We start from the raw sequence: 23059 nt of genomic DNA, 5'->3' as shown, positions 1-23059 counted from the left end.
CCTGGGGACGGCGTGCCGTTCAGCTCCCGACGTGCTCCGCCCCCAGCGCCGCCCGGCCCGCCTCCAGCCGCGCCACCGGCACCCGGAACGGCGAGCAGGAGACGTAGTCGAGCCCGACCTCGTGGAAGAAGTGCACCGAGTCGGGGTCCCCGCCGTGCTCGCCGCAGATGCCCAGCTTGAGCCCGGGGCGCCCGCGGCGGCCCCGCTCGACGGCGAACGACACGAGCCGGCCCACGCCGTCGCGGTCCAGCGACTCGAACGGCGAGACGCCGAAGATCCCCTTGTCCAGGTAGGCGTGGAAGAACGCCGCCTCGACGTCGTCCCGCGAGAAGCCCCACGTCATCTGGGTCAGGTCGTTGGTGCCGAACGAGAAGAACTCCGCGGACTGCGCGATCTCCTCGGCGGTCAGCGCCGCGCGCGGCACCTCGATCATCGTGCCGATCGGCACCTTCATGTCGACGCCGTGGTCCTTGCAGACCTCGGTGATGACCCGCTCGGCCTCCTCGCGGATCGCCTCGAGCTCCTGCACCGCGCCCACCAGCGGGATCATGATCTCCGGCCGCGGGTCGCCGCCGGCCTTCATCCGCTCGCAGGTCGCCTCGACGATCGCCCGCACCTGCATGTTGAACAGGCCCGGCACGACCAGGCCCAGCCGCACCCCGCGCAGCCCCAGCATCGGGTTCTGCTCGTGCAGCCGGCGAACGGCGGCCAGCAGCCGCAGGTTCCCCTCGTCCGGGTGGCCCTGCGCCTCGGCCACGGCCACCCGCACCGACAGCTCGGTGAGGTCGGGGAGGAACTCGTGCAGCGGCGGGTCGAGCAGCCGCACGGTCACCGCCAGCCCGTCCATGGCCTCGAAGATCTCGGTGAAGTCCTGCTTCTGCAGCGGCTCGAGCGCGTCCAGCGCGGTCTGCCGGTCCTCGTCGCCCTCGGCGAGGATCAGCTTCTCCACCAGCTGCCGCCGGTCGCCGAGGAACATGTGCTCGGTCCGGCACAGGCCGATGCCCTGAGCGCCGAAGCGCCGGGCGCGGGCGGAGTCCTCCGGGGTGTCGGCGTTGGTGCGCACGCCCAGCCGGCGCACCTCGTCGGCGTGGGTCAGGATCCGGTGCACGGCCTTGACCAGGTCGTCGGCGTCCTCGGCGTCCGGGTCCAGCTCACCCTCGAAGTACCGGACGACGGACGACGGCTCGACCGGCACCTCCCCCAGCCAGACGCGGCCGGTGGAGCCGTCGATCGAGATGACGTCGCCCTCGTTCACGACCGTGCCGTCGGGCGCGGTGAACCTGCGCGCCTTGGTGTCGACCTGCAGCTCCTCGGCGCCGCAGACGCAGGTCTTGCCCATGCCGCGGGCGACCACGGCCGCGTGCGAGGTCTTGCCGCCGCGGCTGGTGAGCACGCCCTGCGCCGCGATCATCCCGGACAGGTCGTCGGGGTTGGTCTCCCGGCGGACCAGGACGACCTTCTCGCCGCCGTGCGCCCAGCGGACGGCGGTCTCGGAGTCGAACACCGCCTTGCCGACGGCGGCTCCGGGTGAGGCGTTCATGCCCTGGGTGAGCTGCGTGGCGTCCCCGCCGGAGACGAACCGCGGGAACATCAGCTGGGCGAGCTGGTCGCCGGTGACCCGCCGGACCGCCTCGTCCATGTCGATGAGGCCCTCGTCGACCAGCTGCGTCGCGATGCGGAAGGCCGCGCCCGCGGTGCGCTTGCCGATGCGGGTCTGCAGCATCCAGAGCTTGTTGCGCTCGACGGTGAACTCGATGTCGCACAGGTCGCGGTAGTGGCCCTCGAGCCGGGCCATGATCGACATGAGCTCGTCGTAGGCGCCCTTGTCGATCTCCCCGAGCTCGGTCAGCGGCACGGTGTTGCGGATGCCGGCGACGACGTCCTCACCCTGGGCGTTCTGCAGGTAGTCGCCGTAGACGCCCTGCTCGCCGCTGCCCGGGTCACGGGTGAACGCGACCCCGGTGCCGGAGTCCATGCCGATGTTGCCGAAGACCATCGCGACCACGTTGACCGCGGTGCCGGCGTCGCCGGGGATGCGCTCGCGGCGGCGGTAGAGGATCGCCCGGTCGGCGTTCCACGAGTTGAAGACGGCGTTGATCGCGAGGTCCATCTGCTCGCGCGGGTCCTGCGGGAAGTCGCGGCCGGCGTGCTCGGTGACGATCGCCTTGTACCGGCCGACGACGTCCTTCAGGTGCCCGGTGTCGAGGTCGAGGTCGAGTTCGGTGCCCTGCTCGTGCTTGACGGCGTCGAGCGCCTCGTCGAACAGCTCGCCCTCGATGCCGAGGACGGTCTTGCCGAACATCTGGATCAGCCGGCGGTAGGAGTCCCACGCGAAGCGCTCGCTGCCGGACTGCGCGGCCAGCCCCTGCACCGAGTCGTCGTTGAGGCCGACGTTGAGGACGGTCTCCATCATCCCGGGCATCGAGGCGGCGGCGCCGGAGCGCACCGACACCAGCAGCGGGTCGGCCGGGTCGCCGAGGGTCTTGCCCATCGCCTTCTCGAGCGCGGTCAGGTGCTCGGTGACCTGGTCGGCGAGGTCGGGCGGCGTGTCGCCGTGCTCGAGGTAGTACCGGCAGGCGTCGGTGGTGATGGTGAAGCCGGGCGGGACCGGCAGGCCCAGGTTGGTCATCTCGGCGAGGTTCGCGCCCTTGCCGCCGAGCAGGTCCTTCTGCTCCTTGTTGCCCTCGCTGAAGTCGTAGACCCACTTGGTCGCCTGGGCCGTTTCGGTCACCGTGCACCTCCGCGCTCGTCAGCCCCCGCCCGATGTCCGTCCATCGTGATGCAGGACGGGCCGCGAGAACAGCAGACGTCTGGGACGTCCGTTCGAGAATGTGTGGAGGTGATCGTGGCGGACGGCGGCGGTTGCCGCGAGCCCGGGAGCGGGTGACACGGGTCACCGCGCGCCGAGAGCTGTCACCCCCGGCGCGCGGCGACCGCGCAGGTCAGGAGACCAGGACGAATCCGACGACGGCGAAGACGAGGACGACGAGGCAGACGATCGTGCCGACGATCAGCCCGGTCAGGTTCCTGGGCGACGGCGGCGGGGACACGTAGTGGGGGAAGCCGGTCGCGAGGGTCTGCGGCTGCTGCTGCTGAGGCGTCGGGGCGTACTGCGGCTGGGGCGCGAGCTGCACCTGACCGGGGAAGATGACCTGGGTCGGCGCAGCGGGCGGCGGCGCGGCAGGCGCTCCCTGCGGGCCGGCAACGGGCGGGTACGGCGGCTGCGACAACGGTCTTCCTCTCGAACGGGCCGACGGCCCTGCGGATGGGCGGCGCACATGGTGGCAGGCGCACCCGCTGCTGAGAAGGGATCCCGCGGCGACGGTTCAGCCGGCCGCGATGCCGCAGACCCGCGCGCCGCCCTCGTTCACGACGGTGAGGACGGTGCTGCTCACGGCGTCGCCGTCGGTCCAGCGGACCGGCACCCGCTGTGCGTCGCCGTCGCCCTCCGCGGCGTCGCCGACGCGGGGAGCTCCGGGGCGCAGGTACTCGGTCGCGACGTCCTCCGGCTGCAGGCGGGCCCGCTCGTCGGCGCACAGCAGGCCGTAGGCGGTCTCGAGGTCGTCCTGCTGGAGGGCGGCGACGAAGACGCCGGCCGCCTCGGTGGCCTGCTCCCCCGCCGAGCCGCGGACCACCAGCAGGGCGACGGCGGCGGCGACCGCGACCAGCGCGGTGCCCCCGAAGATCGCGACGAGCAGGCCGCGCCGGCTGCGGCCGGCGCCGGTGTGCAGGTCCTCCGGGCCCTCGTCGTAGAGATAAGGCCCCCCGGTCATCCGCCGCTGACCCCCAGCTCGGCGCCGGCCGGCGGGCGCGGGTCGTCGCGGTCGGCGAGCCAGCCCTCGGGCAGCGCGACCGGACGCGGCGGGCTGGTCCGCCCGCGCGGGGCACCGAGCACCTCGAGCGGGTAGGGCTGGTCGGGGATGCGGGCCAGCAGGTCGGCCAGCTCGTCGAGGCCGCTCACCATGGCGAGGGCCTTGCGGACGTCGGAGCCGACCGAGAAGCCCTTGAGGTACCAGGCCACGTGCTTGCGGAAGTCGGTGCAGCCGTGCCGCTCTCCCTGCTCCTCGCTCAGCAGCTCGGCGTGCCGCTGCATCACGGCGGCGACCTCGCGGAGGGTGGGCAGGCCCCGCTGGTCCCGCCCCGCGAAGGCGGCGGCCAGGTCGCCGAACAGCCACGGGCGGCCGAGGCAGCCGCGGCCGATGACGACCCCGGCGCACCCGGTCTCGGCGACCATGCGCAGCGCGTCGTCGGCCTCCCAGATGTCGCCGTTGCCGAGCACCGGGATGCCGACCGCCTCGACCAGGCGCGCGATGTGCGACCAGTCGGCGGTGCCGCTGTAGAGCTGGTCGGCGGTGCGGCCGTGCAGGGCGATCGCGGCGGCGCCGGCGTCCTCGGCGATCCGGCCGGCCTCTGCGTAGGTGTGGTGCTCGGCGTCGATGCCGATCCGCGTCTTGACCGTGACCGGGACGTCGCCGGCCGCGCCCACCGCGGACCGCACGATGTTCTCGAACAGCCTTCTCCGCCAGGGCAGGGCCGAGCCGCCGCCCTTGCGGGTCACCTTGGGCACCGGGCAGCCGAAGTTGAGGTCGATGTGCGCGGGGCGGGTGCCGGCGACGCCCTCGTCGACCAGCATCTCGACCGCGCGGCCCACGGTGGCCGGGTCGACGCCGTAGAGCTGGACGGAGAACGCGTCCTTCTCGTCCGGCGTCGCGCGGACCATCTGCAGCGTCTTCTCGTTGCGCTCCACCAGCGCCCGCGTGGTGATCATCTCGCAGACGTAGAGGCCCGCGCCGAACTCGCGGCACAGCGTGCGGAACGCGGGGTTGGTGATGCCGGCCATCGGGGCGAGGACGACGGCGGGGTCGACGGTCAGCCCGCCGAGCCGCAGCGGCGCGATCGCCGTCGCCGGCTCGAGCGTGCTGGTCACGTGACCCAGGGTAGGCGGCCACCGGGGACCGGTGGCCGCCCCGACCCGGTCAGTTCCGGGCGAGCAGCCAGAACCCCGGTCCGCGCTCGGCCTCCAGCTTGGCGAGCAGCTCCCGGTTGATCTCCCTGACCCGGGCCGGGGTGATGGCCTCCGCCGGGTCGACCTCCTCGATCACGAGGCTCGTCTTGTCCTCGTAGAGATGCTCCCCGGCCAGGCGGGCCTGGTCGTCGTAGGGCCAGACGAACGCCTGTCGGCTCGCCACGTGGTACAGCGTGTCCGCGTCGGGCACGTCGTAGCCCACCGCCTGCAGGTCCCGCCCGGCGGCGAGCTGGTGGAAGGTGATCTCGTTGGCGATCCCCCAGTCGGCCACGGCCAGCCGATCGTCGGAGTGCCAGAGCACCGAGTCGCCGACGCTGGTGTAGAACGCCACGACACCGTCCTTGCCCTCGATGACCGTGGGGGTCTCGCCCCACGTCACCCGGTACACGGGGTGGTCGGCCATCATGTCGGGCGCGACGATCGCGTCGAACTCGCCGGCGCCCTCCAGGAGCACGTGCCGCCACCAGTTCAGGAGGATCGCCCGGTGCCGCGGGTCGGTCGTCCGCTCCACCAGTTCGGCGGTCGGGTTCATGCAGTCGTACACGGCCTGCTCGAAGCGGTTCATCTGGCTGCTCGTCTCCCTCTCGGTGTGCGACGTGCCGGGCGGCGTCAGAACGGGTACGTCCGCGGCTCCACCTGCATGCTGATCCACCGGAGCTCGGTGAAGGCGTCGATCCCGGCGAGGCCGCCGAACCGCCCGTAACCGCTGTCCTTGACGCCGCCGAAGGGCATCTGCGCCTCGTCGTGCACGGTGGGCGCGTTGATGTGGCAGATGCCGGACTCGATCCGCCGGGCGACCTGGAAGCCGCGGGCGGCGTCCCGGGTGAAGACGGCGGCGGACAGGCCGTAGGCGCTGTCGTTCGCCGCGGCGATCGCGGCGTCCTCGCTCGCAACGCGGGTGACGGTCACGGCGGGACCGAAGATCTCCTCGTGGAAGACGTCCATCTCGGGCGTCACGTGGTCCAGCACGACCCCGGGCATGATCGTGCCCTGCGGCTCGCCGGTGGTCAGGACCTTCGCGCCCTTGGCGACGGCGTCGTCGACCAGCCGCCGGATGTGGTCGACCGTGCTCGTGCCGATGACCGAGCCGAGGACGACGTCCTCCGTGCGCGGGTCGCCGCACGGGAGCGACTCCACCCGGGCGACGAGCTTCGCGACGAACTCCTCCGCGATGGACTCGTGGACGATGATCTTGTCGGTCGACATGCAGACGTGGCCCTGGTTGACGAACCCGCCGAACGTCGCGCCCTGCACGGCGGCGTCGATGTCGGCGTCCGCCAGGACGAGGAGCGGGTTCTTGCCGCCCAGCTCGAGGACCGCGGGCACCAGGTGACGGGCACACACTTCGCCGACGAGGCGACCGACCCGGGTGGAGCCGGTGAAGTTGAGGCGGCGGACGGCCGGGTGCGCGACCATCGCCTCGGTCACCTCGGCGGCGTCCTCGGGGGCCACGGTGATCACGTTGACGACGCCGTTCCCGAGGCCCGCCTCGACCAGGATCTCGCCGAGCAGCATGTGGGTGGCCGGCGACAGTTCGGAGCACTTGAGGACGACGGTGTTGCCGGCGGCGAGGGGGAACGCGACCGCGCGGGCCGACAGGATCACCGGCGCGTTCCAGGGCGCCATGCCGATCACGACGCCCGCCGGCTGACGGATGCCCATGCTCAGGCTGCCGGGCACGTCGGAGGGGATGACCTGGCCGCCCACGTGGGTCGTGAGCCCGGCCGCCTCGCGGAGGATCCCCGCCGCCAGGTGCACGTTGAAGTGGCCCCAGCCCGCCGTGGCGCCGCATTCGGCGGCCATCCGCTCGATGAAGCGCTCCGTGTTCGCCTCGAGCAGGTCGGCGGCCTTCAGCAGCCGGGCGCGCCGTTCGCTCGGCGTCGTGGCCGCCCACTGCGCGAACGCCGCCGCGGCGGCCTCGACGGCCCGGACGGCGTCCTCGGCGGTGGCCGCCTGACTGCGGGTCACGGCCTCGCCGCTGACGGGGTTGGCCCGATCGAAGGCCCTGCCGCTGCTGGCGGGCAGTTCCTCGGTGCCGATGAGCAGGCTGGTCTCGAACACGGTGCGACTCCTCGAACGGGGGTCTCGGCGGGATGGGACTGGATCAGGTGGCCGGCCGGAGTGGCTGAGGCCGGCGGGTCACGCGGTCTGGACCGTGCCCGTGTTCATCGCCGCGAGGATGTCGTGCTGGCGCAACGACTCCCCCGTCAGATCGGCGCAGACACGGCCGTGGTGCAGGACGAACACGCGGTCGCAGAGCGTCGACAGCTCGTCGAGGTCGGTGGAGCAGAGCAGGACGACCGCTCCGGCCTCGGCCACGGAGCGGATGAGCCCGTGCATCTCGGCCTTCGCCCCGATGTCGACCCCGCGGGTCGGGTCGTCGAGGAGCAGGACCGACGGCTGCGTCTGCAGCCACTTGGTGAGGACGACCTTCTGCTGGTTGCCACCCGAGAGCAGGCCCGCGCTCTTGTCGATCGACGAGGTGCGCAGGTTCACCCGGGACGCGTGCTCCCTGGCCCGGGACCGCAGGACGCGCTTGCGGATCCAGAGCCCGTCGCGCGCCAGCGCCACGGAGCGGACCTGGGCCGCGTTGTCCCAGATCGGCTTGTCGAGCATGAGCCCCAGGCGGCGACGGTCCCCCGTCACCAGGGCGACCCCGCGCGCGATGGCTGCCCGCAGGCCCTTGGGGGCCGGGTCGCCGTCGGGGAGCAGGACCCGTCCGGCGGTCGGCTGCCGCAGCCCCGCGACCAGCTCGAGCACCGTCTGGTGCCCGGCGCCGGCGACGCCCGCCAGCCCGACCACCTCGCCGGGGGACGCGACGAGCGAGACGTCGAGGAGCCGGTCGTCCAGGGACACCGACTCCACCCGCAGCGTCCCGTTCCGGTCGGGCGCGGCGACCGTGCTGCTCAGGTCGACCGTCGCGCGCGGCCGCACTTCGGCCAGCTGGGCATGCCGCTCCCCCAGCATGGACTCGACGATCTTCGGGATCGTCAGATTCGCCAGGGGTTCGGCGTCGAGGACCGTACGGCCGTCACGCAGGACGGTGACCTCGTCGCAGAGCTGCATGACCTCTTCGAGGATGTGCGAGACGAAGACCACGGCGACCTGGCGGTCGCGGAGCACGCGCAGGATGCCGAGCAGCACCTCCGCGGTCTTGGCGTCCAGCGCCGACGTGGGCTCGTCCAGGATGAGCACCCGCGGATCGGTGAGGAGGGCCTTGGCGACCTCGAGGAGCTGGCGCTGGGCCAGCGACAGGTTCCCGACCTGCTCCCGCAGCGAGACGTGCAGCCCCAGCTCGTCGAGGATCGGCCGGGCCTGTGCGGCCATGCGCCGGCGATCGACGAACGGGCCCCGCCGCGGCTCACGCATCGGGAAGAGGTTGCTGAGCACGTCCAGGTCGGGGAAGAGGCTCAGCTCCTGGGCGACGACCGCCACGCCGTGCCGCGCGGCGTCGGCGGTGTCGGAGAAGGAGACGTCGGACCCCTCGAGGCGCAGCACGCCGGCATCCGGACGCACCGCGCCGGTGATGATCTTCACCAGCGTGGACTTGCCGGCACCGTTCTCCCCCAGCAGGGCGTGCACGGAGCCGGGTCGGACACGAAGCCCGGCATCGGCCAGCGCGGACACTCCGCCGTAGGTCTTGCGCACGCTCTGCGCCTCGAGGGCGAACATCAGTTCCCCAGCTCGCTGATGTAGTCGTCCGGGTTCGCGAACTGCTTCTCGGCGACGTCGTGGAACCACGCCAGCCGCGAGGCCTCGTCGGTCTGCCGCTCGATGATCTCGTCGACGTTGTCGGCGTTGACCAGCAGCTCGCCGGGGTTCCACCACCCCTTGGGCAGCGCCTCGCCGTCCTGGGCGTTCGCCGCCAGCAGGCGCACCGCGATGTAGCCCTTCAGCCAGTGCTCCGGCGAGGCGATGGCGAACAGGTCACCGTTCTTGAGGCCCTCGAGGGCGGCCGGGTCGAGGTCGCACGCCCCGCCGAGCCAGCTGCCGCCGGTGCTCGCGTGCAGACGGGACAGCGAGACCGAGTCCTGCGCCCCCGCACCCAGGTAGGCCACGGCGTCGGGGTGGGCCTTGAGGATGTTGTTCCAGGCGTTGAAGTTCTCGGTGGGCTCGTTGGCGGTGGCGAGCGGGCCGACGATCTCCAGGTCGGGACGCTCGGTCTTCAGCACGTCGATCATCCCCGCGAGCCGCTCCTCGATGAGGGGCAGACCCGGGATGGCGTTGCCCAGGACGACCGTGCCGCCCTGATCGGCCGGGAGCTGCTTGACCAGCTCCTCGGCGAGGATCCGGCCGACGTGCTCGTTGTCGTTGCCGACGAAGGTCTCGACACCGCTGCCCTCGGGCGGCGCGTTGTCGACCGAGACCACCGGGATGTCGCTGCTGACGGCCTGCTGCAGAGGCCGGACGAACAGGTCGGGGGTCAGGGTCTGCATCGCGATGCCGTCACGGGCGGTCTGCGTCGCGGACTGGAACAGCTGCACCTGCTGGGGACCGTTGACCCCGGCCGGCGCCGCCTCGCTGAAGTTCACGCCGTCGAGCTCGTCGGCCGCGGCCTCGGCGCCGAAGGCCATCTCCTGCATCGCGTTGATGGTGGAGGTGGCGTAGACGAACGAGAGGTCGACCTCCTTGGCCGAGCCGCCGGAGCCGGAGCCGCCGTCGTCCGCGCCGCAGGCCACGGTCAGGGCCAGGGTGGACGTGATCGCGAACGCGGCGACGGCGCTACGCCGCACGGACGCTGGGGCCAGGGATCGCATGGGACCTCTTTCTGGGCAGGGTGGGACGGATCGCGGCAGCGTCGGACGACGTGCCGTGGTGCGGGTGGATCGGTTCCGGCAGGACCCGGCGGTGACGGGACCCGCGGGGCTCAGAGGCCGGCGGCAGCGGCCCGCGACTCGCGCCGGCGACGGAGCAGGCTGTCCACGGCAACGGCGACGAGGATGACGGCGCCGGTCGCGAACGAGCTCCAGTTGACCGGGATGTTGAAGTACACGAGGCCGCTGGTCACGACGCTGAGCAGGACGGCGCCGAAGATCGCTCCGACCACGGTCGCGCTGCCGCCTCGGAGCGGGGTGCCGCCGATGACGGCCGCGGCGATGGCCAGGAGCTCGAATCCGCCGCCGATGTTCGGGTCACCCGAGCCGAAGAAGGCCAGACCGAGCATGCCGGCGAGTCCGGCCAGGCCGCCCATCAGCATGAGCGCCTGGATGCGCACCCGGGCGAGGGAGATGCCGGAGAAGGTCGCGGCGTCCGGGTTCGAGCCGATGGAGCGGACGCGGTAGCCGAACGGGGTCATGCGCAGGACCAGGGTCAGCGCGATGCCCACGACGACGAGGACGAGCACGCTCACCGGGATGCCGAGCAGGCGGCCGCCGAAGAACTCGAAGAACGGGTGGTCGAGGGGCAGGCCCACGACCTGCTGTCCCTCGCTGAGGGCCAGCGAGAGGCCGCGGAACATGGACAGGGTGGCCAGCGTCGCGACGATCGCCGGGATCTTGATCAGCTGGACCACGGCGGCGTTGACCAGACCCAGCACCGCGCCCAGCGCGACGCCTGCGACGGCGGCGAGCCAGGGGTTCAGTCCGCCGCGCATGAGCATCGCGGAGCTGATGAGGGAGAGCCCGAAGATCGATCCGATGGACAGGTCGATCTCGCGCATGGCCAGCAGGAACGCCACGCCGGCCGCCAGCACGGCGACGTAGACCGACTGCTGCAGGACGTCGCGCAGCTGCCGCGGGTCGAGGAAGTCGGGGTGCAGCGCGCCGATCACGAGGACCAGCGCCACGGTGGCGATGAGCACGCTCGTGGATTCCATGCCGAACACGCGCTTGGCCAGACCCAGAGGGGTGGTGCGGGTGGCGCCGCCGTCGGGGGCCGCCACGACGTCCTGCCGGGACGCGTCAGTGGTGCTGCTCGTCACCTGGGTGCTCCTGAGGGATCCCGCGGCCGAGCCATCGAACCGCGTCGTTCGAGTCTGTTCGTCATCCGGACGCCGGCCTCATCGGTGGAGAGCCGGCTCCGACCTCGACCTCGACCGTCGGCGCAGGGAGGGAGCGTCAGACGGTCGCGCGAAGCGGGGGAACCGTATGAGCGCGGCCACACGGGCGGCAAGCAGTTGTTCGGCTCATCAGAACTCGAATTTGCTGAGTCGAACGCCAATCAGGATGCCGGGCGATAACCGAGCCGTCGGGAGATCTCCGCGGCGGTCCGCCGGAGCGGCGGTTCCAGGCGTCCGGCCAGGGCGTCGGCCGAGGACGACGCCACGCTCAGGTGAACCGCGACGTTGATCGCGGCCACCACCGCGCCGGTTCGGTCGCGCACCGGAGCGGCGAACGAGCGCAGTCCCGGCGCGAGCTCCTCGTTGTTGACCGCCACCCCCGTCGACCGCACCTTCGCCAGCGCTGCCATGAGCTGCTCGCGGTTGGTCACGGTGTTGGGTCCGCGGCGCGCCATGTCGGTCCGGTCCAGGATCTCGCGCAGCGTCGCGGGGTCCTTGAACGCGAGGATCGCCTTGCCGAGGGCCGTGCAGTAGGCGGGCAGCCGGGATCCGATGTGCAGGTTGAGGTCCATGGTCAGCGGCGTGCGGCGCCGTCCGCTGCGCCGGCGGTCGATGTATACGACGTCCGGACCGTCGCAGAGCGCCATGCTCACCGTGTAGCCGGTCTCGTCGGCGAGCGCCTGGAGCGAGGGGGCGGCGACCCGGGTCAGCTCCATGGAGTCGATCGCGGCGAAGCCGAGGTCCACCACGCGCGGGCCGAGGTAGTACTTCCTCGTGTCCGGGTCCTGCTCGACGTACTCGAGCTTGACCAGCGTCGCGATGTACCGATGGGTCGTGCTCTTGGTGAGCCCGACCGCCCGGGCCAGGTCGGCGATGCCGAGGACGGGGCGGTTGCCGCTGAAGGCCGACAGGATGCTCAGGCCGCGCTCCAAGGACACGGAGAGATCGGCCTTGCTTCCGGGCGTGGCCGGCGTGCTGCTCATGGGGTCAGAATACGGAGTAGGTGTTCCAATGGTCCGAACGGCGCGTTGACCGGGTCCTGTGTCTCCCCGAGGGTTCGCGGCGGAGTTGACGCGGACCGGGTCGACTAGCGTCGGATTCCGCGGGTCGTCGCAGGCAGCGCGGGCAAGGAGATGAGTTCGATGGGTCGCTCGGACGGCGCCGGAGACGGGTGGCAGAAGGGCGACGTCGCGCACTTCATCGGTGGCGCTTGGGTCGAGGCGGAGTCGGGCCGGTGGTACCCCAACCACTCGCCGTGGTCGGGAGAGGTGCTCGGGAACGTCGCTGCGGGCGACGGCGAGGACACCCGACGCGCCGTCGACGCGGCGCACGAGACCTTTCCGGGATGGGCGGCCACGCTGCCGGCGCAGCGCCAGCGGATCTTCCTCCGGGCCGCAGAGGTCGTCGAGCGGCGGCGCGACGAGATCCTGCTCGCCCTCGCGCTGGAGACCGGCTGTGGTGTCCACTTCGGCCGGACCCAGGTGGACTTCACGACGGCGTTGCTCCGCCAGGCCGCCGCCGTGGCCTACCAGCCCCACGGCGAGCTGCTGCCCTCGGACGTACCCGGGACGCGGGCGATGGCGGTCCGCCGCCCCGTGGGCGTGGTGGCCGCCATCGCCCCGTGGAACTCCTCGCTCGTGCTCAGCGGCCGGGCCACCATCGGGCCCCTGGCGCTGGGCAACACCGTCGTCCTCAAGCCCTCGGAGGAGTCCCCCTACACCGGCGGGGCCCTGTGGGCCGAGATCCTCCAGGAAGCGGGCCTGCCGGACGGGGCCTTCAACGTCGTCACCCATGCTCCCGGGGAGGCAGGAGCCATCGGGGACGCCCTGCTCGCCAACCGGCACGTCCGGCGCCTCAACTTCACCGGGTCCACCCCCACCGGCCGCCGCCTCGCCGAGAAGGCGGGCACGCATCTCAAGCGGACCGTCCTGCAGTTGAGCGGCCAGAACCCGCTGATCGTGCTCGCCGACGCCGACGTCGACTACGCCGTGAACGCCGCTGCCTACGGCGCCTTCGTCCACCAGGGGCAGGTGTGCATGTGCGCGCGCCGGATCTACGTCGAGCGGCCGCTGGCCGACCGGTTCACGCAGGCGTTCGCCGCGAAGGTGGCCCAGCTGCCCACCGGCGATCCCAGGGATCCGTCGACCGTGGTCGGCCCGGTGATCAACGAGTGGGCGCTGGCCCTGCTGCAGCGCCGGGTCGACGAGGCGGTCGCGTTGGGCGCCCGCGTGCTCGCCGGAGGAACTCCCGCACCCCCGTGCTATCCGGCGACGGTGCTGGTGGACGTGCCCGACGAGGCCGAGATCGCCCTGGGCGAGACGTTCGGTCCGGTCGTGCTGGTGGAGGCGGTGGACTCCGCCGAGGAGGCGGTGGCACGGGCCAACCGGACCGAACTGGGGCTCGCCGCGTCGATCATCACCGGCGACACCTACCGGGGGCTGTCGCTCGCCACCCGGCTGGACGCCGGGATCGTCCACGTGAACGACCAGCCGGTCAACGACGAGCCGCACATGCCCTTCGGCGGGGTCAAGGACAGCGGATGGGGCCGGTTCGGGCTCGGCTTCGCCGCCGAGGAGTTCTCCGACCTGCAGTGGATCACCTCCCGCGACCAGGACCGCTCGTTCCCGTTCTGACCTCGTCCCCGGGGCCGGGGACTCCCGACGGCGTCGTCGCGCCGCCACCGGCCGGCGGCCGGGGCACCGGTCCCCGGAGTGCCTCGTACGCGGCACCGACCCGGAGGACCAGCCCGTCCGCCCCCTCGGGACCGGCCAGCTGCAGCCCGACCGGGAGCCCGCTCGCCAGGCCGCACGGCAGCGTCAGAGCGGGCAGGCCCGCGGCGTTGAAGACCGACGTGAAGCCGGTCAGCATCTCCTCCACGTGCAGGTCCTCGTCCGCGACGCGCAGCCGGACGGCGCCGATCGAGGGAGCGGTCGCGGGCGTCGTCGGCGTCGCGAGGACGTCCACCTGGGCGAACGCGGCCCGGAGCGCCGTGACGCCGGTCCGGATCACCCGTTCGGCCTCCCGCCGCTCGTCCTCGGTGGGGCTGGGACGCCCGAGGTTCTCGGCGAGGTCGGCCCCGTAGTCCTGCCGGCGGGACGGGAACGTCGCCCGGTGCACCTCCTGCGCCTCCGCGCGGACCCGCAGGAAGATCGCCTCGACGAGCGGGCGGAGATCACCCACGTCCACCTCCCGGACGTGCGCGCCCGCGGCCGCCAGCAGATCCACTGCCCCACGCACGGCGGCGCCCACGCCGGGGTCCACCAGGTCGAAGAAGTACGCCGTCGGAACGCCCACGGTGATCCCGCGGAGGTTCTCGGCCGGGGCGCCGGACAGGGCGTCCCATCCCGACGTCGTCCCGGTCATCGCATCGAGCAGCAGGGCGGCGTCCAGGACCGACCGCGCGAGGGGGCCGACGTGGTCCAGGCTCGGCGCCAGCGGCAGGACCCCGTCGAGGCTGACCAGGCCGCGGGTCGGCTTCAGACCGACGCAACCGCTCAGCGCGGAGGGGATCCGCACGCTGCCGCAGGTGTCGGTGCCGACCGTGCCCGGTGCGGTACCGCTGACGACGGCGGCGGCCGAGCCGCCGGAGGAGCCGCCCGGGATGCGGTCCAGGGCCCAGGGGTTGCGGGTGGGCCCGTAGTGCGGGTTGTTCGTCGTCCCGCCGTAGGCGTACTCGTGCGTGTTGGTCTTGCCGAGCAGCACCGTGCCGGCGTCCCGGAGGTGGCGAGCCACCGTCGCGTCACGCTGGGGCACGTGGTCGGCGAGGATGCGCGACCCGGCCGTGGTGCGGATCCCCGCGGTCTCGATCAGGTCCTTGAGCGCGATCGGCACGCCGTGCAACGGGCCGCGCCGGTGGCCGCCGCGCAGCTCGCGTTCCGCCCGAGCGGCGTCGGCGCGCGCCCGCTCGGCGGTCACCGTCACGTACGCGTTCACGTCCGCGTCGCGTTCGTCGATCGCCCGCAGGTACGCCTCGGCGAGCTCCACCGGCGAGGCGAGCCCGGCGGCCAGCAGCTCCCCCGCCTCAGCCATCGACCAGTCGAGGGGATCCGGCGTCGGATGGGCAGGTGACGTAGGCATGGGTGCTCCCTGGTCGGACGAAGGTGGTGAGGAGGCGGCCGGCCGGGAGCGTCGGGTCAGGGCTCCGGACGCTGCGCCGACCGGTACTCCCCCGGCGTGCAGCCGTAGGCGGTCCTGAACAGCCGGGTGAAGTGCGCCTGCGAGACGAAACCCCAGCGGCTCGCCACGTCCGCGATCCGTCCCGCCTGCCCGGACGGCAGCCGGAGGTCCTGCCGGGCACGCTCGAGCCGCCGGCTCCGGATGAGCTGGGTGACGGTCGTGCCCTCGGCCGTGAAGGCGCGGTTCAGGTGCCGGGCCGTGACACCGACCGCCCGGCCGACGGAGTCCGCGCACAGGCCGGGATCGTGGAGGTTCTCGGCGATGTAGGTCTTCGCGGCCAGTACCTGCGCGGCGCCCCGCGGCGTGCCCCGGCGAGTGCCCATCGTCTCGATCAGGTCCAGGACCCGGTCACCCACCGAGTCGTCCGCGGTCACCGGGTCGGTGATGGCGCCGAGCAGCAGCTCGCGGAGGGCCCGGGCCGTGGTGCTCTGCGCGCCGGACCCCGTTCCCGGGACCAGCCGCGGGCCGTCCGGACCGCGCCCCTCGAACAGGCCCTGGGGGACGTCGATCAGCAGCTGCCGCATGGCCCGGCCGAAGCCGAACAGGTAGGGACGGTCCGTCGAGTAGACGACGACGTCCCCGGCGCCGACGGTCAGACAGCCGCCCGAGTGGTAGAAGAAGCCGTCCCCCTCGAGCAGCAGACTCACGAAGGTGGCGTCCTTCGGGCGGGATCTCACCAGCCCCGGGGAGCGCTCGATGACGTGCGGGTTGCCGGAGATGTCCGCCACCCGCAGCGCCCCGAGGCCGAGGTTGACCTGGCGGGCGAGCAACCCCTCGGCCTCGTACGTCCGGCAGGTGAGCCCGACCAGCGCCTCGGCGTTGTAGTGCTCCCACAGCGCGAGGCGCTCGCCCTGGTCGATGCCCACCGTCGACACCGACGAGAGCACGGTGGGTGCGGGCACGGGACCTCCGGCGACGGTGTGCGACTACCGCGACGTCCGCACCCTCTCGGCGTTGCGTCCTCGCGAGCCCGCACACGGTACCCACCCGTTCCGGCCGAGTGTGACCAGGCGCCGCCGCGCCACCCCGTCAGCGGATGAGGGTCTCCACGAAGTCCGCGCCGATGCCCACCCGGTCGTAGTGCTCCCGGCAGAGCGCGAGGTAGTCGTGGACGTCGAAGTGGCCGGCGCTGTTGCCGTCCTCGTCCAGCCAGATCAGCGGGCCCTTGACCACGAAGAAGGCGCGCATCGGCTGGTCGGACTCGTACGCGACGAGCGTGTGCCCCTCACCGGGGGTCTCGTAGACGAACGAGCCCTCGGTCGCCGTCCAGGGCTGCTCGAGGTACCCCCACTTGCCGCTGATCGTGTAGGCGAAGACCTCGTGCGGGTGGTAGTGCCGGTTCACCAGGCCGGCGGTCTTCGCCCACAGGATGTCGGCCCAGCGGTTGTCCCGCGGGGAGATCCAGAGCGGCCGCGAGCCGACGGTCGGGCTCAGGGGCACGTAGTAGCGCTCGTCCTCGATCGGCGAGAACTGGTGGAAGACCTCCGGCTGCGCATCGGGCTTCATCGAATTGACGATCGGCTTCAGATCGCGCCAGAACTCGGTCCCCGGCGTCTGCGACATGGGACTCCTCCTCCACTGTGACGGGCGTGTGCGAGGGGAAGTGAAGAGGATCCGGGGCCCCGGCGTCTTCCACCAGCAGGACGTCGTCCTTGCCTGATCCGGACATGCATCGGCTCCTCCGAGGGGACTTTCGGCGCGGAAAGTCCCTTACAGGAGCCAGCCGCGGTCCTCGGCGAGGCGGACGGCCTCGGCCCGGTTGCGGGCGCCGGTCTTGCCGATCGCGGCGGAGAGGTGGTTGCGCACCGTCCCCTCCGACAGGTGCAGGACGGCGGCGACGTCGGCGACGGTGTCCCCGCCGCGGGCCGCCCGCAGCACCTCGGTCTCCCGGGCGGTCAGCGGGCTGGCGCCGGAGACGAGCGACTCCTCGGCCAGCGCGGGGTCGAGCACCCGCAACCCGGCGTGCACCCGCCGCACCGCCTCGGCCAGCTGCCGGGCGGGGGTGTCCTTGACGACGAACCCACTGGCCCCGGCCTCCATCGCCCGGCGCAGGTAGCCGGGGCGGCCGAAGGTGGTCACGATCAGCACGCGGCAGGCGGGCCGCATCGCGCGCAGTGCCGCGGTGGCGGCGATCCCGTCGCTGCCGGGCATCTCGATGTCCAGCAGCGCGACGTCCACCTGGTGCTCGACCGCGGCGGGGACCACCTCGTCGCCGCGGGACACCTCCGCGACCACCTGCAGGTCGCTCTCCAGGTCGAGCAGGGCGGCGAGGGCGCCGCGGACCAGGGCCTGGTCGTCGGCGAGCAGCAGTCGGATCACGCGCGCGTCACCCGGAGCAGGAAACCACCCTCGGCCGACCGGCCGGTCTCCACCCGGGCCCGGGCCGCCTGCGCCCGGCCGCGGAGCCCGGCCAGCCCCGAGCCGCCGACGACCCCGTCCGGGCCCCGCCCGTCGTCGCTCACCTCGATGCGGTCCGCCGTCAGCCGGACCACGCAGCGGCTCGCCCCCGAGTGCCGGACGACGTTGGTGACCCCCTCCCGCAGCGCGAACGCGAACAGCTCGCGGAACCGGGCGGGGACGTCGTCCACCGCGCTGGGCAGGTCGGCGGCGATGCCGGCGGCGTCCAGGGCCTGCCGGGCGACGGCCAGCTCGCCGGTGAGCGAGAGCTGCCGCATGCCGGCCACGGTGGCCCGGACGTCGGCCAGCGCCTCGCGGGCCAGCCGCTCGGCGTCGGCGAGCTCGGCGCGGGCGCGGGTGTCCCCGGCGCCGGTCGCCTCCAGCAGCCGCCCGGCGAGCTCGGTCTTCACCGTGATCACCGTCAGCGAGTGGCCGAGGATGTCGTGCACGTCGCGGGACATCCGCTCGCGCTCCTGGGTGACCGCGAGCTCGACCAGCTGCGCCCGTGCCTGCGCCAGCTCGACGTTGCGCGTGAGCACCTGGCCGACGCCGTAGGCGGCGAACGTGGCCAGCAGCAGCTGCGGGATGAAGTCGTCGAGCGACTCCCATCCCCGGACGACGAGCGGCAGCACGACCGCCCCCGCGGTGAGGAAGGCGACCACCGCCAGCACCTGCCGGCCGGGCAGGGTCATCGCGGCGGTGACGCCGACGTAGACCGCGCCGGCCACGACGTCCTCCCCCGCACCCGGAGCCGCGATCACCAGCAGCAGCACCATCACGGCGAGCATCGCCCAGACCGGTCCCGCGTGCAGCTCTCCGGTGCGGATGCGGTGGCCCCGCATCCAGGCGAAGTACGCGGCGAACCCGACGGCGAAGACGACGAGCGCCACGACGGCGACCACCCCGGCGACGGTCTCGCGGTGCCGCCACGCGGTCCGGATCGGCACGGCCAGGTAGAAGAGCCAGACGGCGGCCCAGAGCCAGCCGATCCTCGAGGGGGCGAGCGGACGCGCGACGTCCCCACCGACCCGGCGTGAGGTCGGTGGAGACGACGGCGGTGCGGCGGTCACGGCGAGCAGTGTGACTCCCGCTCACACCCGGGCGGTGTCGCGGCGGAACCGCCACACCGCGCCGGCGGCGAAGAGCGCCGTCCAGACGACCACGTTGACCACCGCGCCGATGTCGACGCTGTTGTCGACCAGCGCCGCCCGGGCGAGCACGCCGACGCCGTACGCGGGGGTGTACGAGGCCAGGGTCTGCAGCGTGTGGCTGAGCACGTCGAGCGGGACGAAGATGCCGCCCATCAGGGCCAGCAGCGCCAGCGCCGGGCCGAGCAGCTGCATCACGTTCTCCGACGGCACCAGGTAGCCGATGAACAGCCCGAACGCGGCGAAGACGATCGCGCAGATCCAGGCGACCAGCCCGCTGACGACCCACGCCCAGCCCGGCATCTGCACGGCCCCGCTGAGCGCGCCGACGGTGAAGACGATCGCCACCGACACCGCGCCGAGCACCATGGCGGTCAGCACCTTGGTGACCATGTAGGCCAGCGGGTTGAGCGGGGTGAGGCGCAGCTGGCGGGACCAGCCGAGCGCCCGCTCGACGGCGACCGAGGCCCCGGCCGCGGTGTTGGCGATCATCGAGCCGTACACGGCGAAGCTGATCATCAGGTACGCCGAGACGTTGCCGCGGCCGGCGGCCTGCTGCTGGTAGGCGTCGCTGAGACCGCCGAAGAGCAGGAAGAACGCCGGCGGCATGATCAGCGTGAACACCAGGGTGCGGCGGTTGCGCAGCAGCCGGCGGATCTCCAGCCGCAGGAAGGTGAGCGAGAACCCGCCCAGCGGCGGGACGCGGCGGTCGAGCACGGCGGTCGTCATCGGTTGTCTCCGGTGAGGGCGAGGAAGGCGTCCTCGAGCCCGCGCGAGGTGATCTGCAGGTCGCGGGCCGGGGTGGCGGTGAGCAGGTGGCGGGCCACGGCGTCGGAGTCCGCGGCGGCGATGAGCACGGTGTCCCCGCGCAGTTCGACGTCCTCGACGCCGGGCAGGGCGCGCAGGGCGACCGCGTCGGCGGTGGCGATGCCCTCCCAGGTGGCGGTGAGGCGGCGCCCGGCGGAGCGGGCCTTGATCTCGGCCGCGGTCCCGTCGGCGACCACCTGCCCGCGGCTGACCAGCACGATGCGGTCGGCGTAGGCGTCGGCCTCCTCGAGGTAGTGGGTGGCGAACAGGACGGTCCGGCCGCGCTCGGCGTCGGCGCGGATGGCGGCCCAGAACTCCCGGCGTCCCTCGACGTCCATCCCGGTGGTGGGCTCGTCGAGGATGATCAACTCCGGCTCGGGCAGCAGCGCCAACGCGAAGCGCAGCCGCTGCTGCTCCCCGCCCGAGCACTTGCCGACGCGGCGGTCGGCGATCCCGGCGATCCCGGCCCGCTCGAGCACCTCGGCGACCGGCCGGGTGTGCGCGAACAGGGCGGCGGTCAGCTCGACGGTCTCCCGGACGGTCAGCTCCTTGAGCAGCCCGCCGGTCTGCATGACGGCGGAGACCAGCCCGTGGGCGACGGCGGTGCGCGGCGCGCGGCCGTACACCTCGACCGTGCCGGCGTCCGGGCGCGAGAGCCCGAGCACCATGTCGATGGTCGAGGTCTTGCCGGCGCCGTTCGGGCCGAGGAAGGCGACGATCTCGCCCGGTTCGATGCTCAGGTCGAGGCCGTCGACGGCGGTGACCGTGCCGAAGCGCTTGGTCAGCCCGCGCAGGGCGACGGCGGGAGCGACGGCGCGGGGACCCGCCGGCGTCTCGAGGGCGGTGAGTTCCATGCCCCGAGCATCGGCAGCGCCGGCCCCGTGCACCTCGGCCGCGCATCACGACCTGCCCATGACATCGATCATGGGTGGGACTTCTTCGGGCTCAAGTCCGGGGACTTGAGCCCGAAAAAGTCCGTCAGCAGACGGGGAGGCGGGCCTTGAGGTAGGCCTCGACCTGGCCGAGGCCGATGCGCTCCTGGGTCATCGTGTCCCGCTCCCGCACGGTCACCGCGTCGTCGGTGAGGGTGTCGAAGTCGACGGTGAGGCAGAACGGCGTGCCGATCTCGTCCTGCCGGCGGTAGCGGCGGCCGATCGCGCCGGCGTCGTCGAAGTCGACGTTCCAGCTCCGCCGCAGGGTCGCCGCGAGGTCGCGGGCCTTCGGCGAGAGGTCGGCGTTGCGCGACAGCGGCAGGACGGCGGCCTTCACCGGCGCCAGCCGCGGGTCCAGCCGCAGCACCGTGCGGACGTCGACGCCGCCCTTGGTGTTGGGCGCCTCGTCCTCGTTGTAGGCCTCGATGAGGAAGGCCATGAGCGAGCGGGTGAGCCCGGCCGCCGGCTCGATCACGTACGGCGTCCAGCGGGTGTTGGTCGCCTGGTCGAAGTAGGTCAGGTCGACGCCGGAGTGCTCGGAGTGGGTCTTCAGGTCGAAGTCGGTGCGGTTGGCGATGCCCTCGAGCTCACCCCACTCCGACCCCTGGAAGCCGAAGCGGTACTCGATGTCGACGGTGCGCGTCGAGTAGTGCGACAGCTTCTCCTTCGGGTGCTCGTAGTGGCGCAGGTTGTCCCGGGAGATGCCGAGGTCGGTGTACCAGCGGGTCCGCTCGTCGATCCAGTACTGGTGCCACTCCTCGTCGGTGCCGGGCTCGACGAAGAACTCCATCTCCATCTGCTCGAACTCGCGGGTGCGGAAGATGAAGTTGCCCGGCGTGATCTCGTTGCGGAAGGACTTGCCGATCTGGCCGATGCCGAACGGCGGCTTCTTCCGCGCCGCGCCGCTGACGTTGGCGAAGTTGACGAAGATGCCCTGCGCGGTCTCCGGCCGCAGGTAGTGCAGCCCCGACTCGTCCTCGACCGGACCGAGGTAGGTCTTGAGCATCATGTTGAAGTCGCGCGGCTCGGTCCACGCGCCCTTCGTGCCGCAGTTCGGGCAGCTGATGTCGGCCAGGCCGTTCTCCGGTGCCCGGCCCTTCCTCGCCTCGTACTCCTCCTCGAGGTGGTCGGCCCGGAACCGGTGGTGGCAGCTCTGGCACTCGGTCAGCGGGTCGGAGAAGACGCCGACGTGCCCGGAGGCCACCCAGACCTGCCGCGGCAGGATCACCGAGGAGTCCAGGCCGACGATGTCGTCCCGGCTCTGGACGACGGTGCGCCACCACTGCCGCTTGATGTTCTCCTTGAGCTCGACGCCCAGGGGCCCGTAGTCCCAGGCGGAGCGGGTGCCGCCGTAGATCTCCCCGGACGGGAAGACGAAGCCCCGTCGCTTGCAGAGGTTGACCACCTTGTCGAGGCGGGCGGGGTCGTGCTTGGACGTGCTGGCGTTCGCGGGCGCTGCCACGGGGGCTCCATCCGGCTGGCGGTCGGCGGGTTGACCCGTCCACGGTAGTTGGGCGCGTTCGCCCCTGCCGTCACCCCCAGACCAGGACGGCGGCCACGCCCACGGCGACGATCAGCAGCACCAGCGCGGCGATGACGTACGGCGTCGGGCTGCGCCGGCGCGGCGCCACCGCCGGCAGCGGCTCCGCGGCATCCAGCGGGCTGGTCGGATCGGGCGCATCCGGCGGCTCGAGCTGCTCGGTGGGCTGATCGGTGAGGGGATCGCCCGGCGGCGGCACCGGCAGGGGCCGCTCGCGGGTGGGCTGCGGCTCGTCGGGGGGCTCCGGCGGCCGGTTCATGCCGGCCCCTCCCCCGACTCGACGTAGACGCCGGGTTCGTCCAGGGCGTGCACCCAGACGGGGGCGCCGGCGATCTTCACCTCGGCGGCGGAGAGGGCGCGGCGGTAGGAGCCGACGCCGTCCCAGCGGGTGAGCAGCGCCCACAGCCCGCCGTCCTCGGTCGAGCGCCCGACCTCACCGTCGACGAAGCCCGGGCGGGCGGCCAGCGCGGCCAGCAGCGCCGACGCCGCCGCGTCGAGCTCCGCCGCCCCGCTCTCGGGCACCCGCAGGCGCGTCACCGCGAACACGGTCGCCGTCCTCTCGTAGGGCCGCTGGTCACCGAACGGAATGGCACCATGGCGGCATGGCTCGCACCACCCGACAGCGCGCCGCGGTCCGGGCGGTCTTCCAGGACCTGGAGGGCTTCCACAGCGCCCAGGAGGTGCACGCCCGGCTGCGGTCGACCGGCGACCCGGTCGGCCTGTCGACGGTCTACCGCGCGGTGCAGTCGCTGGCCGACGACGGCGAGCTCGACTCGATCCGGACCGACTCCGGCGAGGCGCTCTACCGCCGCTGCAGCCCCCAGCACCACCACCACCTGGTCTGCCGCGAGTGCGGGCGGACGGTGGAGGTCGCCGGGCCGCCCGCCTTCGAGCGCTGGGCCGACACGGTCGCCGACGAGCACGGCTTCGCCGACGTCAGCCACACGCTGGAGATCTTCGGCACCTGCGCCGACTGCCGCCTCGCGCCGCCGGCGTCCGGCCCGGCGCGGGAGGAGCAGACCCGGGCCTGAACGC

General features: G+C 72.8%; 22 protein-coding genes. 2 read left to right on the top strand and 20 right to left on the bottom strand.

Going from position 1 to position 23059, the window contains the following annotated elements:
* Positions 1 to 19 precede the first annotated feature (19 nt).
* The 10 genes from ppdK to AB3388_RS08065 all read right to left on the bottom strand — a co-directional run bounded on the left by ppdK (position 20) and on the right by AB3388_RS08065 (position 12007).
* The gene (ppdK, locus tag AB3388_RS08110; protein WP_495410251.1) at positions 20 to 2731 is read right to left on the bottom strand and encodes a pyruvate, phosphate dikinase; all 2712 of its coding nucleotides are present in this window, start codon (positions 2729 to 2731) and stop codon (positions 20 to 22) included.
* 211 nt (positions 2732 to 2942) lie between these two features.
* Positions 2943 to 3230 (bottom strand): hypothetical protein, encoded by a 288-nt coding sequence (locus tag AB3388_RS08105; RefSeq protein ID WP_495410250.1) that lies wholly within the window; start codon positions 3228 to 3230, stop codon positions 2943 to 2945.
* A 96-nt stretch (positions 3231 to 3326) separates the two neighbouring features.
* A complete protein-coding gene (locus AB3388_RS08100; protein WP_495410249.1) occupies positions 3327 to 3773 on the bottom strand; it encodes an Rv0361 family membrane protein in 447 nt (148 codons plus the stop codon).
* Entirely contained in the window at positions 3770 to 4927 is a 1158-nt protein-coding gene (gene dusB / locus AB3388_RS08095; protein ID WP_495410248.1) for a tRNA dihydrouridine synthase DusB, read from the bottom strand. The genes AB3388_RS08100 and dusB overlap by 4 nt, the downstream gene beginning before the upstream one ends.
* Before the next feature lie 49 nt (positions 4928 to 4976).
* The gene (locus AB3388_RS08090; protein ID WP_495410247.1) at positions 4977 to 5591 is read right to left on the bottom strand and encodes a hypothetical protein; all 615 of its coding nucleotides are present in this window, start codon (positions 5589 to 5591) and stop codon (positions 4977 to 4979) included.
* Positions 5592 to 5635: 44 nt separating this feature from the next.
* Entirely contained in the window at positions 5636 to 7087 is a 1452-nt protein-coding gene (locus tag AB3388_RS08085) for an aldehyde dehydrogenase (RefSeq protein ID WP_495410246.1), read from the bottom strand.
* A 78-nt stretch (positions 7088 to 7165) separates the two neighbouring features.
* Positions 7166 to 8698, bottom strand: coding sequence for a sugar ABC transporter ATP-binding protein (locus AB3388_RS08080; RefSeq protein WP_495410245.1), 1533 nt, complete (start codon positions 8696 to 8698; stop codon positions 7166 to 7168).
* The gene (locus tag AB3388_RS08075; protein ID WP_495410244.1) at positions 8698 to 9759 is read right to left on the bottom strand and encodes a sugar ABC transporter substrate-binding protein; all 1062 of its coding nucleotides are present in this window, start codon (positions 9757 to 9759) and stop codon (positions 8698 to 8700) included. Before AB3388_RS08075 ends, AB3388_RS08080 begins: the two co-directional genes overlap by 1 nt.
* Before the next feature lie 134 nt (positions 9760 to 9893).
* Positions 9894 to 10946, bottom strand: coding sequence for an ABC transporter permease (locus tag AB3388_RS08070; protein WP_495410243.1), 1053 nt, complete (start codon positions 10944 to 10946; stop codon positions 9894 to 9896).
* 239 nt (positions 10947 to 11185) lie between these two features.
* Positions 11186 to 12007 (bottom strand): IclR family transcriptional regulator, encoded by an 822-nt coding sequence (locus AB3388_RS08065; protein WP_495410242.1) that lies wholly within the window; start codon positions 12005 to 12007, stop codon positions 11186 to 11188.
* A 159-nt stretch (positions 12008 to 12166) separates the two neighbouring features.
* Here AB3388_RS08065 and AB3388_RS08060 point away from each other — a divergent pair, with 159 nt between their 5' ends.
* On the top strand, positions 12167 to 13657 hold the full coding sequence (locus tag AB3388_RS08060) for an aldehyde dehydrogenase family protein (RefSeq protein WP_495410241.1): 1491 nt from the start codon (positions 12167 to 12169) through the stop codon (positions 13655 to 13657).
* On the opposite strand, the gene AB3388_RS08055 is transcribed toward AB3388_RS08060, so the two are convergent.
* The 10 genes from AB3388_RS08055 to AB3388_RS08010 all read right to left on the bottom strand — a co-directional run bounded on the left by AB3388_RS08055 (position 13620) and on the right by AB3388_RS08010 (position 22561).
* Positions 13620 to 15053 (bottom strand): amidase, encoded by a 1434-nt coding sequence (locus AB3388_RS08055; RefSeq protein WP_495410240.1) that lies wholly within the window; start codon positions 15051 to 15053, stop codon positions 13620 to 13622. The two genes, AB3388_RS08060 and AB3388_RS08055, sit on opposite strands and share 38 nt — an antisense overlap.
* A 104-nt stretch (positions 15054 to 15157) precedes the next feature.
* Positions 15158 to 16102: an AraC family transcriptional regulator gene (locus AB3388_RS08050; RefSeq protein WP_495410239.1), complete on the bottom strand. Its 945-nt coding sequence runs from the start codon at positions 16100 to 16102 to the stop codon at positions 15158 to 15160.
* A 127-nt stretch (positions 16103 to 16229) separates the two neighbouring features.
* Positions 16230 to 16763, bottom strand: coding sequence for a 2,4'-dihydroxyacetophenone dioxygenase family protein (locus AB3388_RS08045; protein ID WP_495410238.1), 534 nt, complete (start codon positions 16761 to 16763; stop codon positions 16230 to 16232).
* 147 nt (positions 16764 to 16910) lie between these two features.
* Positions 16911 to 17519 carry a response regulator transcription factor gene (locus tag AB3388_RS08040; protein ID WP_495410237.1) on the bottom strand — a complete coding sequence of 203 codons (609 nt, stop codon included), beginning with the start codon at positions 17517 to 17519 and terminating at the stop codon, positions 16911 to 16913.
* A complete protein-coding gene (locus tag AB3388_RS08035; RefSeq protein ID WP_495410236.1) occupies positions 17516 to 18667 on the bottom strand; it encodes a sensor histidine kinase in 1152 nt (383 codons plus the stop codon). The genes AB3388_RS08040 and AB3388_RS08035 overlap by 4 nt, the downstream gene beginning before the upstream one ends.
* A 21-nt stretch (positions 18668 to 18688) precedes the next feature.
* Positions 18689 to 19474 carry an ABC transporter permease gene (locus AB3388_RS08030; protein WP_495410235.1) on the bottom strand — a complete coding sequence of 262 codons (786 nt, stop codon included), beginning with the start codon at positions 19472 to 19474 and terminating at the stop codon, positions 18689 to 18691.
* Positions 19471 to 20406, bottom strand: a complete 936-nt coding sequence (locus AB3388_RS08025; protein WP_495410234.1) for an ABC transporter ATP-binding protein — start codon at positions 20404 to 20406, stop codon at positions 19471 to 19473. The genes AB3388_RS08030 and AB3388_RS08025 overlap by 4 nt, the downstream gene beginning before the upstream one ends.
* Positions 20407 to 20530: 124 nt before the next feature.
* Complete coding sequence (locus tag AB3388_RS08020; protein WP_495410233.1) at positions 20531 to 21946, bottom strand: glycine--tRNA ligase; 1416 nt, start codon at positions 21944 to 21946, stop codon at positions 20531 to 20533.
* 70 nt (positions 21947 to 22016) lie between these two features.
* Positions 22017 to 22283 (bottom strand): hypothetical protein, encoded by a 267-nt coding sequence (locus AB3388_RS08015; RefSeq protein WP_495410232.1) that lies wholly within the window; start codon positions 22281 to 22283, stop codon positions 22017 to 22019.
* Positions 22280 to 22561, bottom strand: a complete 282-nt coding sequence (locus AB3388_RS08010) for an antibiotic biosynthesis monooxygenase (RefSeq protein ID WP_495410231.1) — start codon at positions 22559 to 22561, stop codon at positions 22280 to 22282. The genes AB3388_RS08015 and AB3388_RS08010 overlap by 4 nt, the downstream gene beginning before the upstream one ends.
* A gap of 65 nt (positions 22562 to 22626) precedes the next feature.
* Here AB3388_RS08010 and AB3388_RS08005 point away from each other — a divergent pair, with 65 nt between their 5' ends.
* Positions 22627 to 23055 carry a Fur family transcriptional regulator gene (locus tag AB3388_RS08005; protein WP_495410230.1) on the top strand — a complete coding sequence of 143 codons (429 nt, stop codon included), beginning with the start codon at positions 22627 to 22629 and terminating at the stop codon, positions 23053 to 23055.
* Positions 23056 to 23059: the final 4 nt, after the last annotated feature.

Source organism: Geodermatophilus sp. SMS 5-13, assembly GCF_059428245.1.
The sequence above is the reverse complement of the archived record's forward strand: the minus strand, read 5'-3'. Positions and strand labels throughout refer to the sequence as shown.

Excerpts from the sequence above, each read along its gene's own strand:
- AB3388_RS08100 (WP_495410249.1), bottom strand. The coding sequence starts at position 3,773 with ATGACCGGGGGGCCTTATCTCTACGACGAGGGCCCGGAGGACCTGCAC.
- AB3388_RS08090 (WP_495410247.1), bottom strand. The coding sequence starts at position 5,591 with ATGAACCGCTTCGAGCAGGCCGTGTACGACTGCATGAACCCGACCGCC.
- AB3388_RS08080 (WP_495410245.1), bottom strand. The coding sequence starts at position 8,698 with ATGTTCGCCCTCGAGGCGCAGAGCGTGCGCAAGACCTACGGCGGAGTG.
- AB3388_RS08065 (WP_495410242.1), bottom strand. The coding sequence starts at position 12,007 with ATGAGCAGCACGCCGGCCACGCCCGGAAGCAAGGCCGATCTCTCCGTG.
- AB3388_RS08060 (WP_495410241.1), top strand. The coding sequence starts at position 12,167 with ATGGGTCGCTCGGACGGCGCCGGAGACGGGTGGCAGAAGGGCGACGTC.
- AB3388_RS08055 (WP_495410240.1), bottom strand. The coding sequence starts at position 15,053 with ATGGCTGAGGCGGGGGAGCTGCTGGCCGCCGGGCTCGCCTCGCCGGTG.
- AB3388_RS08045 (WP_495410238.1), bottom strand. The coding sequence starts at position 16,763 with ATGTCGCAGACGCCGGGGACCGAGTTCTGGCGCGATCTGAAGCCGATC.
- AB3388_RS08030 (WP_495410235.1), bottom strand. The coding sequence starts at position 19,474 with ATGACGACCGCCGTGCTCGACCGCCGCGTCCCGCCGCTGGGCGGGTTC.
- AB3388_RS08025 (WP_495410234.1), bottom strand. The coding sequence starts at position 20,406 with ATGGAACTCACCGCCCTCGAGACGCCGGCGGGTCCCCGCGCCGTCGCT.
- AB3388_RS08015 (WP_495410232.1), bottom strand. The coding sequence starts at position 22,283 with ATGAACCGGCCGCCGGAGCCCCCCGACGAGCCGCAGCCCACCCGCGAG.
- AB3388_RS08005 (WP_495410230.1), top strand. The coding sequence starts at position 22,627 with ATGGCTCGCACCACCCGACAGCGCGCCGCGGTCCGGGCGGTCTTCCAG.